We start from the raw sequence: 16,276 nt of genomic DNA, 5'->3' as shown, positions 1-16,276 counted from the left end.
GCGTGAACAATTTCGGCAAGAATCTCGCACTCTGGATCATCGTAGGCGTCCTGCTTGTGGCGCTGTTCAATCTGTTCCAGAGCTCGAACAAACCCGGCACTTATCCGAACTTCGCTTTCTCGGATTTCCTCGGCGCGGTGGAAACCGGTCGGGTGACGGACGTCGTGATCCAGGGCAATACGATCAAGGGTCATTTCAACGACGGCCGCACCTTCGCGACCTACGCCCCGAACGATCCGGGACTTGTGGACCGGCTCAAGGAAGGGGGCGTGCGGATTTCCGCGGCGCCGCCGGAAGAGGGCATGTCGGGTCTGCTCGGTATACTGATCTCCTGGTTCCCGATGCTGCTGTTCATCGGCGTGTGGATCTTCTTCATGCGCCAGATGCAGGGCGGCGGCGGCAAGGCCATGGGCTTCGGCAAGAGCCGTGCCCGGCTGCTGACCGAGAAGGTCGGACGCGTCACCTTCGACGATGTCGCCGGTATCGACGAAGCCAAGACCGAGCTTGAGGAGATCGTCGAGTTCCTGAAGGACCCGCAGCGCTTCCAGCGTCTCGGCGGCAAGATCCCCAAGGGCTGCCTGCTGGTGGGCCCTCCGGGTACCGGTAAGACGCTGCTTGCTCGCGCGATTGCCGGCGAAGCCAATGTGCCCTTCTTCACCATTTCCGGCTCCGACTTCGTCGAGATGTTCGTCGGCGTCGGCGCCAGCCGTGTCCGCGACATGTTCGAACAGGGCAAGAAGAACGCACCCTGCATCATCTTCATCGACGAAATCGACGCTGTCGGTCGTCATCGCGGCGCCGGTCTTGGCGGCGGCAATGACGAGCGTGAGCAGACTCTGAACCAGTTGCTGGTCGAGATGGACGGTTTCGAGGCGAATGAGGGTGTGATCCTGATCGCCGCCACCAACCGCCCGGACGTGCTTGACCCGGCGCTGCTGCGTCCCGGCCGCTTCGACCGTCAGGTCGTTGTGCCGAACCCGGATATCCTGGGCCGTGAGCGCATCCTGAAAGTGCATATGCGCAAGGTGCCGCTGGGTCCGGACGTCGATGCCAAGGTTATCGCCCGCGGCACCCCGGGCTTCTCCGGCGCCGATCTCGCGAACCTGGTGAACGAAGGCGCCCTGCTCGCCGCCCGCAAGGGCAAGCGCGTGGTTGGCATGGCCGAGTTCGAGGAAGCCAAGGACAAGGTCATGATGGGTGCGGAGCGCCGCTCCATGGTCATGACCGACGAGGAAAAGGCGCTGACCGCCTATCATGAAGCCGGCCATGCCGTGGTCGCGCTGCATTGTCCGGACAGCGACCCGATCCACAAGGCAACCATCATCCCGCGCGGCCGTGCCCTCGGCATGGTCATGCGTCTGCCGGAAGGCGACCGGATCTCGCTCTCTCGTGCCAAGCTCTATGCCGATCTGCGCGTTGCCTGCGGCGGCCGGCTGGCGGAAGAGATCATCTTCGGCGAGGACCGGGTGACCACCGGTGCGTCCTCGGATATCCGCATGGTGTCCGACATGGCCCGCCGCATGGTCACCGAATGGGGTCTCAGCGACAAGCTCGGCTTCCTGGCCTATTCCCAGGACCAGCAGGAAGTCTTCCTCGGTCATTCCGTGACCCAGCAGAAGAATGTTTCCGACGCGACGGCCAAGGTGATCGACGAGGAAATCCGCCGGATCGTGGACGGGGCCTACAGGGATGCCCGCCGCATTCTGGAAGAGAACCGGCATGAGCTGGAAACGCTGGCCAAGGGACTGCTCGAATACGAAACCCTCTCCGGCGACGAAATCAAGGCGCTGCTGGCTGGCGAAAGCGTTGTGAAGAACAACAAGGAAGACGGCCCGAAACCGGGTGCCGGTCGCCGTTCGTCGGTACCGACCGGTGGCGCCGAAGGCACCGGCAAGACCGGTGGTGGGCTGGAGCCCGACCCGCAACCCGGCGAGTAGCTTCATGACCGACATTCTGAAAGAGGCCGCGCTGATGCGCGGCCTTTTGCCATCCGGAGCAGACATCCGCCTTGCTCCCGCGGGTATCGTCCGGGGCGAGACGGCCGACCGGTTGCTGTCGGCCGGGCTGGCCCGCCCCCTGGCCGGTGGTCCTGCCGCATTCACCGCCGTCGAGATCATTGCCCGTTCCGGCGCCTCCATTCACCTGTTGGGGCCTGCAGCGATCGATACAGCCGCGGTCTGGGCAGCAGGCGAGGGTCTCGGCGAGACCTTCGATCGCCAGATCGGCCTGATCAGCGCGCCGCGACCCGTGCTGGCCGGTTTGCCGGCGGACCGTCCTCTGGTCATGGGCATCGTCAATGTAACGCCGGACAGTTTTTCCGATGGCGGCGACTTCGCGGCGACGGATGCTGCCGTGGAGCATGCCTTCGCATTGCTGATGCAGGGCGCGGACATTCTCGATATCGGCGGGGAATCCACCCGCCCCGGCGCCGCCCCGGTGCCGGTCTCCGAGGAGCTCCGCAGGGTCGTGCCGGTGATCGAAGCCATTCGCCGCCGGGCCGGCGCGAAGCGCCCGGTGATCAGCATCGACACGCGGCGCCCGGACGTGATGCGGGCAGCCCTCGATGCCGGGGCGGAGATCGTCAATGACGTGACCGGTCTTGCCGACCCGGAAAGCCGCCGCATTGTCGCGGACTCCGGGGTTCCGGCCATGCTGATGCATATGCGCGGCGAGCCGCAGACCATGCAGGGCGAAGCGCGGTATGACTTCACGCCGCTGCAGGTGCTGGAAGAGCTGGAAACCCGCGTGCTTGACGCCGAGCAAGCCGGCATTCCCCGGGACCGCATCATCGTCGATCCCGGCATCGGGTTCGCCAAGGACACGGATCAGAACCTGGAAGTGCTGGCCCGGCTCGGCCTGCTGCATGGCTTCGGCTGTAGGATCCTGCTCGGCGCGTCCCGCAAGCGCATGATCGGCGATCTCAGCCGGGACGAGCCGGCGAAGCAGCGGGTGCCCGGCTCTCTCGCCGTCGCCCTTGCCGGCGTCGAGCAGGGTGTGCAGATCCTCCGGGTGCACGATGTTGCCGAGACCGTGCAGGCACTAAAAGTCTGGGCGGGTATCGCCGGTCGGCGGTAAGCTGCCCTATCGCTCCCGTCACCGCGAAACTGCGTGGAATTGCATGACCAGAGATCTCTTCGGAACCGACGGCATCAGGGGCACGGCCAATGCCGAGCCGATGACCGCCGAAACGGCGTTGCGCGTGGCCATGGCGGCCGGCCGTCACTTCGTGCACAGCAACGGGCGTCCGAAGCCCGGACACCGGCCACTGGCGGTGATCGGCAAGGACACACGATTGTCCGGCTACATGCTGGAGCCGGCCATGGTGGCGGGGTTCACCTCGATCGGTATGGATGTGGTGCTGCTCGGCCCGCTGCCCACCCCGGCCGTGGCAAGCCTGACCCGCTCCCTGCGCGCGGATCTCGGCGTCATGCTTTCCGCCTCGCACAATCCCTATCAGGACAATGGCATCAAGCTGTTCGGCCCGGACGGTTCCAAGCTGTCGGACGAGGTCGAGCACGAGATCGAAACCCGGATCGACAGCCTTGGCGCCTCCGACCGGGCACCGGCGGACCGACTCGGCAAGGTGCGCCGCCTCGAGGACGCCCAGGGCCGCTATATCGAGATCGCCAAGAACACCTTTCCGAAAGGCATGCGGCTGGATGGCCTGAAGCTGGTGGTGGATTGCGCCAACGGGGCCGCCTACAAGGTCGCACCGCGGGTGCTGTTCGAGCTCGGCGCCGAGGTGATCGAGATCGGGGTCTCCCCGAACGGCACGAACATCAATGCCGGCTGCGGGGCGACGGCCCCGAGTGCCATGTGTGCGGCGGTGACGGAAAACGGCGCCCATCTCGGTATAGCGCTGGACGGGGACGCGGACCGGCTGATCATGGCGGACGAGCAGGGCCGGATCATCGACGGCGACCAGATCATGGGACTGATCGCGACCTCCTGGGCCGACGCCGGTCTGCTGCGCGGCAAGGCTCTGGTCAGCACCGTGATGAGCAATCTCGGGCTGGAGAAACATCTCGAAAGCATCGGCGTCGCCATGCACCGGACCAAGGTGGGCGACCGCTATGTGCTCGAGCATATGCAGTCCGGCGGCTTCAATCTCGGCGGCGAGCAGTCCGGCCACATGATCATGAGCGATCACGCGACGACCGGTGACGGGATTATCGCCGCGCTGCAGGTGCTGGCGGTGCTGATTTCCTCCGGCAAGCCGATGAGCGCGGTTGCCGCGGTTTTCACACCCCTGCCGCAGATGCTGAAGAATGTCCGCTATACCGGAGAGCCGCCGCTGCAGCTCGACTCGGTCCAGGCGGCCATCCGGGACGGCGAGGCGCGTCTTGCCGGCAGCGGCCGGGTCCTGATCCGCAAGTCCGGCACCGAACCGCTGATCCGGGTCATGGCCGAAGGGGCCGACGAGAAGCTCGTCGCGGATGTGGTCAATGATATCGCACGGGAGATTGAACGTGTCGCAGGCTGAGGCAACCGGGTCCGGAGAGCTGCATCCGATGCGCGGCCGGGTCCTGATCTGTGCCGGGTCCGATTCCGGCGGAGGCGCGGGCATCCAGGCCGACATCAAGGCCGTGACCGCGCTCGGCGGTTTCGCCATGACCGCGATTACCGCCCTGACGGCGCAGAACACAGAGGGTGTGCACGACGTCTACGACGTGCATGAGGAATTCATCCGGAAGCAGATCGAGGTCGTGCTGAAGGATCTCGGCGCGGATTGCATCAAGACCGGCATGCTGCATTCGATCCCGGTGATCGAGACCGTGCATGAGGCACTGCAGGAACTGGCGCCCGATACGCCGCTTGTGGTCGATCCGGTGATGGTCGCCAAGGGCGGCCATCCACTGCTGGAGCCGCAGGCGCTGGAGGCCATGAAGCGCAGGATGGTGGCGCGGGCGACCATCCTGACCCCGAACATTCCGGAGGCCGAACTGCTGACGGGCCAGAAAATCGCAGGCCGGGACGACATGCTCCGGGTCGGTGCGCTCCTGCTCAAGCTTGGCCCGAAACACGTGTTGATGAAGGGCGGGCACATGGAGGGCGACGAGCTGGTCGATATCCTGGTATCCGCGGATGCGGAGCCGGTCGCATTTCGCTCGGAACGGATCGACACCGTCCACACCCACGGCACCGGCTGCACCACGGCCTCGGCGATCGCCGCGGGGCTGGCGCAGGGCCTTGACGTGGTGGCGGCGGTCGACAGGGCGCGGGACTATGTCCGCAAGGCGATCCTGAGCGCGCCGGGTTATGGCCACGGCCACGGTCCGCTCAATCATGCCCATACGCTGCGTGAAGAGGTCTGAACCGCGCTTGAACTTTTGCCCGGCGCTGCATAGACTCGCCGCACAGGCACGCCCGAGCCTCCCCCCTCCGCCGGGAAAGCATACGACATGTTGGGCTTTGATCTTTTCGAACCCGCTGTTCGAGCCTGCGCATAAGGAGGGATTGCGACCGACGCTCGCATCAGGAGGTTTCCGATGAGATTCTCTCATCCTGTTTTCCGTCTCAAGCGCCAGGCCCGCCTGCTGTCCCGCGCGGCCGGCATCCCGCTCAACCAGGCGCTTGACCGCATCGCGGTCGCTGAAGGCTTCAAGAGCTGGGGCCAGCTTGCCGCCAAGGCCTCCGTCGAAAGGCCGGCCGGTGCCATGCTGGCGCAGCTGGCGCCCGGCGATCTTGTCCTGCTCGGCGCCCGCCCGGGCCATGGCAAGACCCTGCTCGGGCTCGAATTGCTGGCCGCAGCGGCGCAGGTCGGGCGGCACGGTTTCTTCTTCACGCTGGACTACACCGATGCGGATGTCATCGACCGTGTCCGCGCGATCGGTGTCGAACCCGGTACACTTTCCTCAAGTGTGACGCTGGACACTTCGGACGGCATTTGCGCCGCGCATATCATCGCCGCGATGGATGCCGCGCAACCGCACAGCATCGCCGTGGTCGATTATCTGCAGCTGCTGGATCAGAGGCGCCAGAATCCCGAGCTCGCGGATCAGGTGGCCGCACTGAAGGCATTCGCGCAAAAGGCCGGCCATGTCATGGTCCTGATCTCGCAGATCGACCGGGCCTATGATCCGGGATCAAAGCCGCTGCCCGATCTGTCCGATGTCCGGCTGCCCAACCCGGTCGATCTCTCCCAGCTCACCAAGAGCTGCTTCCTGCAGGACGGGGAGATCCGGCTGGACGCGGTGGCCTGACACTAGTCGAGGACGAAATCCCGGTTCACCAGACTGTAGCTGTGGTGGCCGAGAGTGCCGGCCGCCGTCATCTTGCCGATCTCCCGGCGCAGGGTCTCGATCCGCGCGGCATAGGTCTTGCTGCCGATCTCGAGCAGGGCGTCCAGGGGATCGGCGGCCGTCAGGGCCTGTTCGATCACGCTGCTTTGCGCCCGGCCCTGGTGGCGGATATCGGCAACGACGATGCAGATCGAATCCTCCGCCCCGTCGAGATCGTAGCGCTGGGCATATTGCGCGTATTTCAGCCGCTGTTGTTCGACGGTGAAGGCGACCTGGGTGGCGCGGTTTTCCGGACTGTTCCCGGCCCAGTGCACGAATTTGGCGGCGACCTCTGCTTCCTGCTGGCCGACGGCATCCGGGTCGGGGTTCAGATAGTTCATCAGTCCCTCGCTGCTGCTGCTGTCTTCCAGCTGTACCGGACCGCCGGGTGTCTTCTGGGCGACGTGACCGTTCAGCAATGTCAGGTCCGGGAAGTAGAACCTGGCTGCCTCCAGCAGCAGGAAGCGGCGCAGCAACAGGACGAAATTGTCGTCCGGCTCATGCGCCGCATCCTGGAAGAAGCCGAAGGTGAAGGCGGCCCGGTCGTAGGTGTTCAGGCAGTGAAAACTGCCGTTGCTCTCGCAAATCGCGGTCGGGGTGATGACATCCGCCCAGAAACCGAACTGCTCCCGGTAATGTTCCGGACTGTAGATATCCGGCCCGGGCGCGGTGTTCATCAGGCCCCGGCGGCTCTGGTAGCGGACGTCGCTGCCGACGAAGAAGCTCGGGCCGTCATTGATCTGCGCCGAGTAGCGCCGGCCGTCGACGCTGACGGCGACGGATGCCGGCTCGGTAATCTGCTGTTCCTGTCCCGCAACCGCGGTTCGCACGGAAACCTTTTCGGTCGGGCTGTTGGCGAAGGGCATGACCAGGAGGGTGCGGCCGGCGAATTCCGGCGCGATCGGCACATCCAGGGCCGGACCCGCGGCCAGAGACCGGGAAACGCGGACGCCATCGCACTTGACCTCCCAGTTGATCCGCGCCAGGTCCTCCGCGCCGGGATCGGGCTGGTTGAAGGCAGTTGCCCGGTAGCGGGCAACCGTGCCGACCTCTGCGGTACCGGGGCCGTCGACGGTTGTGACGAGCAGCATGGCGGCCTCATTCTTCATCGCGGGGAATTGTTTTGGTCAAAATACAACCTTACGATGAATTGTGCCAGTTTTTGATTGTCGAACTTGCGTCTTTTGATTGTCGAACTTGCGTCGTGCCGCCGACAGTTGATGTCGCCCGCGGGCATGGACGTCTGACCTGTCCCGCGTAAATCTTGTGCTAGCAAAGAGACTTAATGCGCTTTTCTTGTGGAGGCGACATGGCCGAGGAAGACGATATCGTTCTGTCCGAACTGGACGACGAAGAGCTAGTGCAGCAGATGCATGACGATCTCTATGACGGTCTGAAAGACGAAGTCGAAGAGGGTGTCAACATCCTGCTCGGGCGTGGCTGGACTCCCTATCGCGTCCTGACCGAGGCTCTGGTCGAGGGCATGCGCATCGTCGGCATCGATTTCCGCGACGGCATCCTGTTCGTGCCGGAAGTGCTGATGGCGGCCAACTCCATGAAGGCCGGGATGACCATCCTGCGCCCGCTCCTGATCGCAACCGGCGCACCGCGCATGGGCAAGATGGTGATCGGCACGGTAAAGGGCGATATCCACGATATCGGAAAGAATCTGGTGTCCATGATGATGGAAGGTGCCGGTTTCGAGGTGATCGATATCGGGATCAATAACCCGGTCGAGAACTATCTGGCCGCGATCGAGGAGCACAAGCCGGACATCCTCGGCATGTCGGCCCTGCTGACCACGACCATGCCCTACATGAAGGTCGTCATCGACACCATGAAGGAAAAGGGCATCCGCGACGATTATATCGTTCTGGTCGGCGGTGCGCCGCTGAACGAGGCCTTTGCCGACAGCGTCGGCGCCGATGCCTATTGCCGCGATGCTGCGGTTGCCGTCGAGACCGCGAAGAAGATGATCGCCGAGCGCGAGCGCTCCAACTCGGCGGCCATGGGCGTCAGTTGAGCGGGGCGGCGATGGCCGCCTCGACATCTCCGGAGAGACCGCGGGCCCTCGTGATTGCCTGCGGTGCTCTCGGCCGGGAGCTGGTCGCTCTGAAAGAGAGCACTGGCTGGGACGCGCTCGAGATTACCTGCCTGCCCGCCATCTGGCACAATCGTCCCGAAAAGATCGCCCCCGGCCTGCGCCGCAAGCTGCAGGCGGCAAAGGGCTATGAACGGGTGTTCGTCGCCTATGGAGATTGCGGTTCCGGCGGCGAGATCGACAAGGTGATCGCCGAATTCGGCGTCGAGCGCATCGCCGGGCCGCACTGCTACCAGTTCTTCATGGGCACCGACGCGTTCACCGCACTCACCGATGCGGACCCGGCCTGCTTCTTCCTGACGGATTACCTGGTCCGGCATTTCGACCGGCTGATCGTCAAGGGGCTCGGGCTGGATCGATTTCCCGAATTGCTCGACCTGTATTTCGGCAACTACACGGCGCTGGTCTATATCGCCCAGACCGAAGACCCGCGGCTGAAAGCCAAGGCGGAGCAGGCCGCCGAACGGCTCGGTCTCGCCTTCGAATACCGCTATCGCGGCTATGGCGAGCTGCAGACATTCATCGAAATCGCCCGGACCGGGCACTGAACGGAGCGGAGACATGGCGCATCTCATCACCGTCTACTGGCGCGACATCCCGGCCCAGGTCATCGCCGAACGCGGCCGGGGTCGCAAGCGCGAGCAGGCCAAGGTCGAGCTGCCCGTGCGCTTCGTCCATGCCATCGACATGGCCGCGATGCGGGATGGCTCGGAAGACGAGGGCGCCTATCTCGACGGCTGGCGCCGGGCTGATCCGGTGGAATGCGGTGAGGATCTCGCCACCGAGGCGCAGGCGGCAGCTGACAAACTCGAGGCGGAATATGACGGCGCGAAACTGAAGGCGCTGATCGCCAATGGCGGCAACGCCTGAAGGCCGGGGCGTTTCAGCCGTCCAGCCAGTCCGGCGCATGGGCCAGCAGGTCATGCCGGATCAGTGGATGGTCCGGCGCCATCGGATCGAGGCGCAGCCGGGTCAGGCGCAGGAAGCTGAACCGCCAGACCCCGTCGGCCCAGAGATATTCCTCTTCGTAGTGACCGTAGCCGCAATAGCCGCGGGCGCCTGGAAATTCTTTCAGGGGCATATCGGGGCCGAGTTCGACGAGATCCATCATCGCCCAGATGCCGCGGGCCCGGTCCGGGCCGAAGAAGGCAATCTCCGGGCTGTGCACATGGTGGACCGAGACCGCATCCTTCATCCGCGTGGAAATGCCGGTGACGAAGGCGCGCGCGTCGGCACCGGTGGGCGCCGATCCGAATCCCTCGAAGGTGGTTCCGGGCGCGAACAGGCCGGCGAGCCGGTCCCACTGCTTGGTGTCGATATACCGGCAATATCGCGCCTTCAGCCGCTTGATCGCCGCGATGTCGGTGAAGCGGGCGAGATCCGCGTCGGTCATGCATGCCTCCCGTTTTTGGATGTGCGCCGTATCAGGGGATCAGGCGCGCCGCGCGATAGCGGTCGAACAGATCGGTGAACATCCGGTCCGACTTGACCACATCATGGAAGCCCGCGCGCCGCGCCTTGGTCGTGTCCGCGATGATGTCGTAGGTCGGCGCGAAGACATAATCGCCATAGTCCCAGAGGGCGATGTCGCTATAGGGCGTCGGGGCAATATCGTGCTTGGCGACAATGTGGTCCCAGACCGGGGCGTGTGCCGGCATGGTCTCCGCCAGGGAAATGCCAAGCGGCGGGCCGACTTCGAGACCGAAATAGGCGGCGAAACGCGGCCATAGGGTGCTCCAGCGGAAGATATCGCCGTTGGTGATGTTGAAGGCCTGGTTGGCGGCTGCCGGCTCGCCGGCCATCCAGACGGCGGCCCGGGCGACGTGAGAGGCGAGCGCGCATTCGGCGAGGCAGTCATAGGCGACCTCGGTCCCGGGAAAACTGAAGGGGCGGCCGAGTTCCCGCATGATCTCGGCATAGGCGGCGACCACCGAGACCAGGTTGCGCGGCTTGCCGGGTGTAAAATCGAAGACCAGCGGCGGCCGCACGACGCTCCAGCTCCACGGCACGTCGAGCGCGGATATCCAGTCCTGCTGGTCGTAGTAGAAGTTGGGCACGCCGGGCCGCGGATCGTCCTCCTCGGCGGGTGTCTTGTAGGGGCCGAGATGATTGCCGTAATATTTGGTGCCATGCATCAGATTGACGTGGCGCAGGCCCGGTGCGGCGGCGGAGACGGCCTCGACCGCATTGACCAGCATGGCGAGATTGTCTTCCACGGACTCGTTGCCGCCTTCGCCGTGCGGGGCGCGTCCGGCATAGAAGATGTGCGTCACGTCGGAGAGTTCCGCCGCCTTGGCCCGGCAATCCGCCGGATCGAGCAGGTCGATCGACAGGTAGGGGATCGGCAGCGGCTCGCGTGGTTTCCTGCGGCTGACCCCGACGACCTTGTGCCCATCCTCGATCAGGCGCCGGCAGATCGCGCCGCCAAGCATGCCGCTCGCGCCCAGTACCACCGCCGTCATCGCCGCCATCGACATCACCCCCACCGGTTTTCCTGAACTGCACAATGGCGCGGGAGGCTTGGCAAGGTGAATTCCGCCCAGCGGTTGTCATGCCGGGACGGCACGGTCCGCCCCAACGAACGCAAGAAGGGCCTGCCGTTGTCCATGCTGTGGCTGGACGGTTTAGCCTACTCGCTCGCCCGCCCGGACAGGCTCCGGCAGGCGGTTTCCCGGTGGGGCCAGCGGGCAGACCCAGTCCGGCGAGTGATAGCAGGATGGGTGATAGGCGAAGTTGAAATCGAGGATCAGCTTGCCGTCCGGCGTCTGGCCCAGATCGGCGCTCTTGATGCTGTCCAGCAGGTAGCGGCCGCCGCCATAGGTCTCGCTCCCGCTGGTGGCGTCAGTGAAGGGCAGGAAGGTGCCGCCGCCATAGCCCTCGATCCAGTAGACGGTCAGCTCGGCGCCAAGCTTCGAGGCAAGCCCTTGCGTACGGGCGGCGGGCCGCAGGGAGATATGCCCGTCATTGCCAATTTCGCCGGCCAGAACGGTATCGCTTTCCGGCGCTTCCAGATCGACCTCGAAGCGCATTTCGGGATCGTAATCAAACAGCGGGATGGCGCCGTAGTTCGCCCTGCGGTCGTCCCCGATGGGGGACTGGTCATGGCCGCAGAACAGGTCGTTTCTTGTGTCGCGCCAGAGAGCCCAGGCGGTCTCCGGATCCTCGGCTCTGCGGATATCGGTATAAAGCTCGGCAACCCGGCGGCGCCAGTCGGCAAGCGAAACGGTCTTCATCACGGTCCCCCAACAATTTTCCGAAACACATGGGGGCTCTTGCTGGAGATGCCACCTCAAAGGCGTGTGAGATTGCCGGTTGGCACGGCTTGACCGTGTTGCCTCCTGGGCCGAAGCTGCCCTCAAGCAACAAGCAGGCAACCCGGAGGAAACCTCATGACCTGGATCGCGACAGTGCCCTATGCGGAGGCAACCGGCCGTCTGAAGACGCTGTATGACCGGGTCAAGGGACCGGACGATAATGTCGACAACATCATGATGGCCCACAGCCTGCGCCCCCATTCCATGGAAGGACACATGCATCTCTACAAGTACGTGTTGCACCATACGGGCAACAAGGTGCCGAAATGGATGCTGGAGGCGCTCGGCGTCTATGTCAGCCAGATCAACCAGTGCGGCTACTGCGTCGAGCATCATTTCCAGGGCATGAAGCGCCTGCTGGCAGACGATGCCCGCGCCGACGCCATCCGGGCCGCGTTCGAGGCCGATGCGCCGGAGCAGGCCTTCGAGGGCGCGGAGCTTGAAATGTGCCGCTATGCCGAGAAACTGACCCGCGACCCGGCCATGATCAACGAGGCCGAAATCGAGGCCCTGCGCGCCGCCGGGCTCGATGACGGGCGCATTCTCGAGGTGAACCAGGTTGTCAGTTACTTCTGTTACGCCAACAGAACGGTTCTGGGACTCGGGGTCAGCACGGCCGGTGACATCATCGGACTTTCGCCGAACGAGTCGGACGATCCGGATAACTGGTCGCATAGCTGAGGCTGCGGGAGGCAGGGCGTTCTCGAGGGGATCCAGCACTATGGGAAGATGTTCAGGTTCGATTTTGGTTTAATGGTTAATTAATTTCGGTCTTTTAAATTCATGCTTCTGCGAAGGATAATTTTTGGAATGCGCAATGTTTCGGAAGCTCCAGGTAAAAACCAAACTCGCGCTGCTGGTTGCGGCGGGTTTGTTGATCGCGATTGCGATCGCCACAGTGTCCGGCCTCAACAATTCTCTTGAGCTGACGAATACGGCACTGAAGAATCGGCTGACAGCCAACACAACGACACTGACCCTGGAAATCGAGCAGGAAGGGCTGCGTGCTCTTTCGATGGCCCGGCTGGTCGCCCTGCAATCCAATGTGATTGAAGCGATGCGCGCCGGCGATCGCGAAAAGCTCGCAGGGATCTTCGTTCCAGGCTTCAAGGAACTGAAGGCGGACTATGGTGTGCGCCAATTCCAGTTTCACCTGCCGCCGGCGACGTCTTTCCTGCGGGTCCATAACCCGGAGAAGTTCGGCGACGATCTGTCCGGTTTCCGAAACACGGTGTTGAAGGTCAATAACGAGAAGGTTTCGACCAACGGTCTGGAAGTCGGGGTCGCCGGGCTGGGCATGCGCGGGGTTGCACCGATCACAGATGCCGACGGCCATATCGGCTCAGTCGAGTTCGGGCTTTCCTTCGGGCAGAGCTTTTTTGACGCCTTCCGGGAAAAGCACGGCGTACACGCGGCGCTTTACGTTTCCCGAAAAGACGGCATGCAGAAGCTGGCCTCCACGTTCCCGGAGGATATTGTGTTCGATCCGGCCCTGCTCGAGGCGGGAACGAAACGTGAGGCATTCGACCTGAATATCGCGGTCGCGGGCCACTCTTCTGCCCTGGCGGCGCAGCCGGTGACCGACTTTGCCGGCAATGTGATCGGTACTGTGCTGGTGGCTGTCGACCGGGCTCGCTTCGACAAGTCCATCAATAACGCCTACATCTCGGCGGGTGTGATGGCCGCGGTCAGCGCCATAGTTCTTCTGGTCCTGCTGTTTATCGTCAATCGACTGATCTCGGCGCCGCTAAAAAGCGCGATCGAAGTCCTGCGACGCCTGAGCCAGAAGGACTTCTCGATCAACATCCCTTACCAGAATCGCGCCGACGATATCGGCGTCATGGCCCGTGCCATGGCCGAGTGCCGGGACGGCCTGGTTGAGGCTGAACGGCTGAAGGAAGAGGAAGAGGCGAACAAGGCCCGTGCCGAGCAGGAGCGCCACGCCGCAATGCTCGCTCTGGCGCAAAAGTTCGAGGACCAGGTGAAGGGTATCGTCGACGCGGTGGCGGGCTCCGCCGCCGATTTCGGTACGACCGCCGATACGCTGATGCAGGTTGCCGAAAATGCTTCCTCGCGTGCAAATACAGTCGAAAGCGCGGCCAAGGAGAGCGAAAGCAGCGTGCAGACCGTGTCCGCCGCCGCCGAGGAACTCGCAGCGTCGATCCGGGAGATCACCGAGCAGTTGCAGAATACCAGCCGGATGTCGCGTGACGGCGCTCAGCGGGCGGAAGAAACCTCCAACAAGGTCAGGGAGCTGTCTGAGGCTGCGGACAAGATCGGCGAGGTCGTCGGGCTGATTACAGACATTGCCGAGCAGACCAACCTGCTGGCGCTGAACGCCACAATCGAGGCTGCGCGCGCCGGTGAGGCGGGCAAAGGCTTCGCCGTGGTCGCCAACGAGGTCAAGTCTCTCGCCTCCCAGACGGGCAAGGCGACGGACGAGATCGGCGGCCAGATCCAGAAGGTGCAGGAAGCCGTACGCAGCACCGTCGAGGCGATCGAGGCGCTGGCTGGCACCGTGAACGATATCGACCAGGTGGCGGGAACCATTGCCGCCGCTGCGGAGGAGCAGTCGGCCGCGACGAACGAGATTGCACGCAGCGTCGAATCCACGTCGTCCAACGTGCAGGACGTCACCATCAATATCGGCGAGGTCGTCTCCGCCTCCGCGGAAACCCGGACGGTCTCCGTCGGGGTGAAGGATAAGGCGAACAATCTCGGCGGTCAGGCGGGGGAACTGACCCGGGCGGTCAACGGCTTCCTCGCCGAAGTCCGCTCTGGCTAGAGGGGACGGAGGAGCCCGATCAGCGCCGGACCGAGCTCTGCTGCCGAGCGGCAGAGCAGGGCGCCTTCTTCCTCAAGCTCCGCGCCGACATCGACCGGGAGGCTGGAGTTGGAGGCGTCCGGGATCTGGTTCAGCCGTCCGCCCATCAGCACCGGGATATCCAGGCCCTGTTCCGACAGGGCCTCTTTCAGCGTCCGGCAATAGCCCAGCGCGACGCCGTTATAGGTGCTGATGGCGATGGCGTCGGGCCGTGTCTCCGCGGCGCGGGCAGCGAGGATTTCCGGGTCGGTGGAGACGCCGCCGTCGAGTGCGGTGAGGCCGAGCTGGCGGACCAGTTCCTCGACCACCATCTTGCCGTGCTCATGCACGTCCCCCGCCGCCACCAGCACTTTCAGGCCGCTGCCGGATAATGATGTGCGCACGCCTACCGACATCTCCGCCAGCGCCGCCCCGGCCATCTCCGCGATTTCGGAGACGATGGTCGCGGGCACCAGCGGTGCGCGGCCGCCGATCATGTCGGGGTCGGGCATGCCCGGGCCGAAGGCGGCTTCGAGCTTGCGCGCGCCGATCCGGCGGAGGGCCAGCAGCAGCTCGAACACATCGCTTGTATCGATACCCGCTTCAGCGAGGCCCTTCAGTACGGCCTTCGCGAAGGCGCGTCCGCCCTCCAGTATTTTGGCGGCAATGGCGTCGGCTTCCTCTTCCGCTACAAGGGGAACCCAGTCCAGCGCATGTTCCTTCAGGCGCCCGGCATGGAGCTGAGCCTCGATCACCTCGTCGATTTCCGGGATACGTTCGTTCTCGGTGACGGGAACCGGGTTGATGGCGTGGCCCGTCGGCCCGGTTGCCTGGCCCAGTGCGTCGATCAGCAGATAGTTGGAGAGGCTGGCGGCATTCTCCGCCGGGGTGCCCCGGTAGCTTGTCGTGTTGCCGTAGATCATCGAGCCCGGCGCGGCGGGGCCGGAGAGAGCGAGGGCGCGCTGGAAGGCGAGACGGGCCAGCGGGTCGGAGAAATGATGGCCGTAGCAATGCACAACCGGCACCCCGGCCAGCCGGCCGATCTCCCGCTCGATCAGGATCAGGCCGAGGCAGGAGGCAAGGTCCGTCAGATGCGCGCCGAACCCGTCATCGATGTTGGAATGCACCAGCACCGGCACCGGCTGGGCGGCGATCAGCCCGAGGGCGCGCACGGTCTCGCGGGTGGCGGCGATATCGTCGTCATGGCCCGGAATGCGGAAGGTGAAATACTGCCCGAGATTGCCGACCGTGGTGCTGCCCGCCGCCAGCGCGGCCTGTGTGTTCTCCAGCGCCGCCGGAAAGCCGAGCACGAAATCACCGAAATGCGGCGCGACCGGTGCTGCGTTGGCCAGTTCCACGAAATCCTCGACCCCGCGCAAAATCATGCCGGTGCCGCGCGTCGCTTTCTCGCGGACGGCTTTCGGCAGGGCCATCGACCAGTCGAGGCAGAGCCCGTAGCGGTCGACCCTGATCCCGCGCAGGCGGCAGGCCTCCCAGATCTCCCGATAGGCCCGGATGCTTTTCACCGGATCGCGATAGCCGAGCTGGGCATGCTGCATGATGCCGCCCTCGGCCATCCGGCGCAGCTTGTAGTCATGCTCCGAGGAGACGCCGGCTTCTTTCAGAAAGGCGGATTGTCCGACGCTCCAAGCGCCAGCCAGCTTCGCGCCGTCTGCAAGCAGGTCCGCGCCGTTCGGCAGATCGGGCTCGGGCAGGATGGTGGAACGGTCTGGCAGCATAGGGGCACTTTGGCGAGTGGAGGGGCCGGAGAGATCAT

The 16,276-nt window shown here is 64.4% G+C and carries 15 protein-coding genes; 10 read left to right on the top strand and 5 right to left on the bottom strand.

The window, feature by feature from the left end; translation table 11 throughout:
• Window positions 1-2 precede the first annotated feature (2 nt).
• From ftsH to RH950_RS08385, 5 genes are all read left to right on the top strand, one after another.
• Window positions 3-1,937 (top strand): ATP-dependent zinc metalloprotease FtsH, encoded by a 1,935-nt coding sequence (ftsH, locus tag RH950_RS08405; RefSeq protein ID WP_350055635.1) that lies wholly within the window; start codon window positions 3-5, stop codon window positions 1,935-1,937.
• 4 nt (window positions 1,938-1,941) lie between these two features.
• Window positions 1,942-3,075 carry a dihydropteroate synthase gene (gene folP, locus RH950_RS08400; RefSeq protein WP_350055633.1) on the top strand — a complete coding sequence of 378 codons (1,134 nt, stop codon included), beginning with the start codon at window positions 1,942-1,944 and terminating at the stop codon, window positions 3,073-3,075.
• Between the two features lie 43 nt (window positions 3,076-3,118).
• On the top strand, window positions 3,119-4,483 hold the full coding sequence (gene glmM, locus RH950_RS08395; protein ID WP_350055631.1) for a phosphoglucosamine mutase: 1,365 nt from the start codon (window positions 3,119-3,121) through the stop codon (window positions 4,481-4,483).
• Window positions 4,484-4,511: 28 nt separating this feature from the next.
• Window positions 4,512-5,315 carry a bifunctional hydroxymethylpyrimidine kinase/phosphomethylpyrimidine kinase gene (gene thiD / locus RH950_RS08390; RefSeq protein WP_350055862.1) on the top strand — a complete coding sequence of 268 codons (804 nt, stop codon included), beginning with the start codon at window positions 4,512-4,514 and terminating at the stop codon, window positions 5,313-5,315.
• A 174-nt stretch (window positions 5,316-5,489) separates the two neighbouring features.
• Window positions 5,490-6,203, top strand: coding sequence for a DNA helicase (locus RH950_RS08385; RefSeq protein ID WP_350055629.1), 714 nt, complete (start codon window positions 5,490-5,492; stop codon window positions 6,201-6,203).
• A 2-nt stretch (window positions 6,204-6,205) separates the two neighbouring features.
• On the opposite strand, the gene RH950_RS08380 is transcribed toward RH950_RS08385, so the two are convergent.
• Window positions 6,206-7,372, bottom strand: a complete 1,167-nt coding sequence (locus RH950_RS08380; RefSeq protein WP_350055627.1) for a hypothetical protein — start codon at window positions 7,370-7,372, stop codon at window positions 6,206-6,208.
• Between the two features lie 218 nt (window positions 7,373-7,590).
• On the opposite strand from RH950_RS08380, the gene RH950_RS08375 reads away from it, so the two are divergent.
• The 3 genes from RH950_RS08375 to RH950_RS08365 are packed head-to-tail and all read left to right on the top strand — an operon-like array spanning window position 7,591 to window position 9,252.
• The gene (locus tag RH950_RS08375; RefSeq protein WP_350055625.1) at window positions 7,591-8,304 is read left to right on the top strand and encodes a cobalamin B12-binding domain-containing protein; all 714 of its coding nucleotides are present in this window, start codon (window positions 7,591-7,593) and stop codon (window positions 8,302-8,304) included.
• An 11-nt stretch (window positions 8,305-8,315) separates the two neighbouring features.
• Window positions 8,316-8,930 carry a DUF1638 domain-containing protein gene (locus tag RH950_RS08370; protein WP_350055623.1) on the top strand — a complete coding sequence of 205 codons (615 nt, stop codon included), beginning with the start codon at window positions 8,316-8,318 and terminating at the stop codon, window positions 8,928-8,930.
• A gap of 13 nt (window positions 8,931-8,943) precedes the next feature.
• On the top strand, window positions 8,944-9,252 hold the full coding sequence (locus RH950_RS08365) for a virulence factor (RefSeq protein ID WP_350055621.1): 309 nt from the start codon (window positions 8,944-8,946) through the stop codon (window positions 9,250-9,252).
• 13 nt (window positions 9,253-9,265) lie between these two features.
• On the opposite strand, the gene RH950_RS08360 is transcribed toward RH950_RS08365, so the two are convergent.
• From RH950_RS08360 to RH950_RS08350, 3 genes are all read right to left on the bottom strand, one after another.
• Window positions 9,266-9,775 (bottom strand): nuclear transport factor 2 family protein, encoded by a 510-nt coding sequence (locus RH950_RS08360; protein WP_350055619.1) that lies wholly within the window; start codon window positions 9,773-9,775, stop codon window positions 9,266-9,268.
• Window positions 9,776-9,806: 31 nt separating this feature from the next.
• Window positions 9,807-10,859 carry an SDR family oxidoreductase gene (locus tag RH950_RS08355; RefSeq protein ID WP_350055860.1) on the bottom strand — a complete coding sequence of 351 codons (1,053 nt, stop codon included), beginning with the start codon at window positions 10,857-10,859 and terminating at the stop codon, window positions 9,807-9,809.
• Window positions 10,860-11,006: 147 nt separating this feature from the next.
• Window positions 11,007-11,615 (bottom strand): DUF1684 domain-containing protein, encoded by a 609-nt coding sequence (locus RH950_RS08350; RefSeq protein WP_350055617.1) that lies wholly within the window; start codon window positions 11,613-11,615, stop codon window positions 11,007-11,009.
• 156 nt (window positions 11,616-11,771) lie between these two features.
• On the opposite strand from RH950_RS08350, the gene RH950_RS08345 reads away from it, so the two are divergent.
• Complete coding sequence (locus tag RH950_RS08345) at window positions 11,772-12,377, top strand: carboxymuconolactone decarboxylase family protein (RefSeq protein WP_350055615.1); 606 nt, start codon at window positions 11,772-11,774, stop codon at window positions 12,375-12,377.
• 136 nt (window positions 12,378-12,513) lie between these two features.
• Complete coding sequence (locus RH950_RS08340) at window positions 12,514-14,481, top strand: methyl-accepting chemotaxis protein (protein ID WP_350055613.1); 1,968 nt, start codon at window positions 12,514-12,516, stop codon at window positions 14,479-14,481.
• On the opposite strand, the gene RH950_RS08335 is transcribed toward RH950_RS08340, so the two are convergent.
• The gene (locus tag RH950_RS08335; protein WP_350055611.1) at window positions 14,478-16,238 is read right to left on the bottom strand and encodes a cobalamin-dependent protein; all 1,761 of its coding nucleotides are present in this window, start codon (window positions 16,236-16,238) and stop codon (window positions 14,478-14,480) included. The genes RH950_RS08340 and RH950_RS08335 overlap by 4 nt on opposite strands.
• Between the last annotated feature and the right edge of the window lie 38 nt (window positions 16,239-16,276).

This window comes from Nisaea sp., from assembly GCF_040217065.1.
Classification (GTDB): domain Bacteria; phylum Pseudomonadota; class Alphaproteobacteria; order Thalassobaculales; family Thalassobaculaceae; genus Nisaea.
The sequence above is the reverse complement of the archived record's forward strand: the minus strand, read 5'-3'. Positions and strand labels throughout refer to the sequence as shown.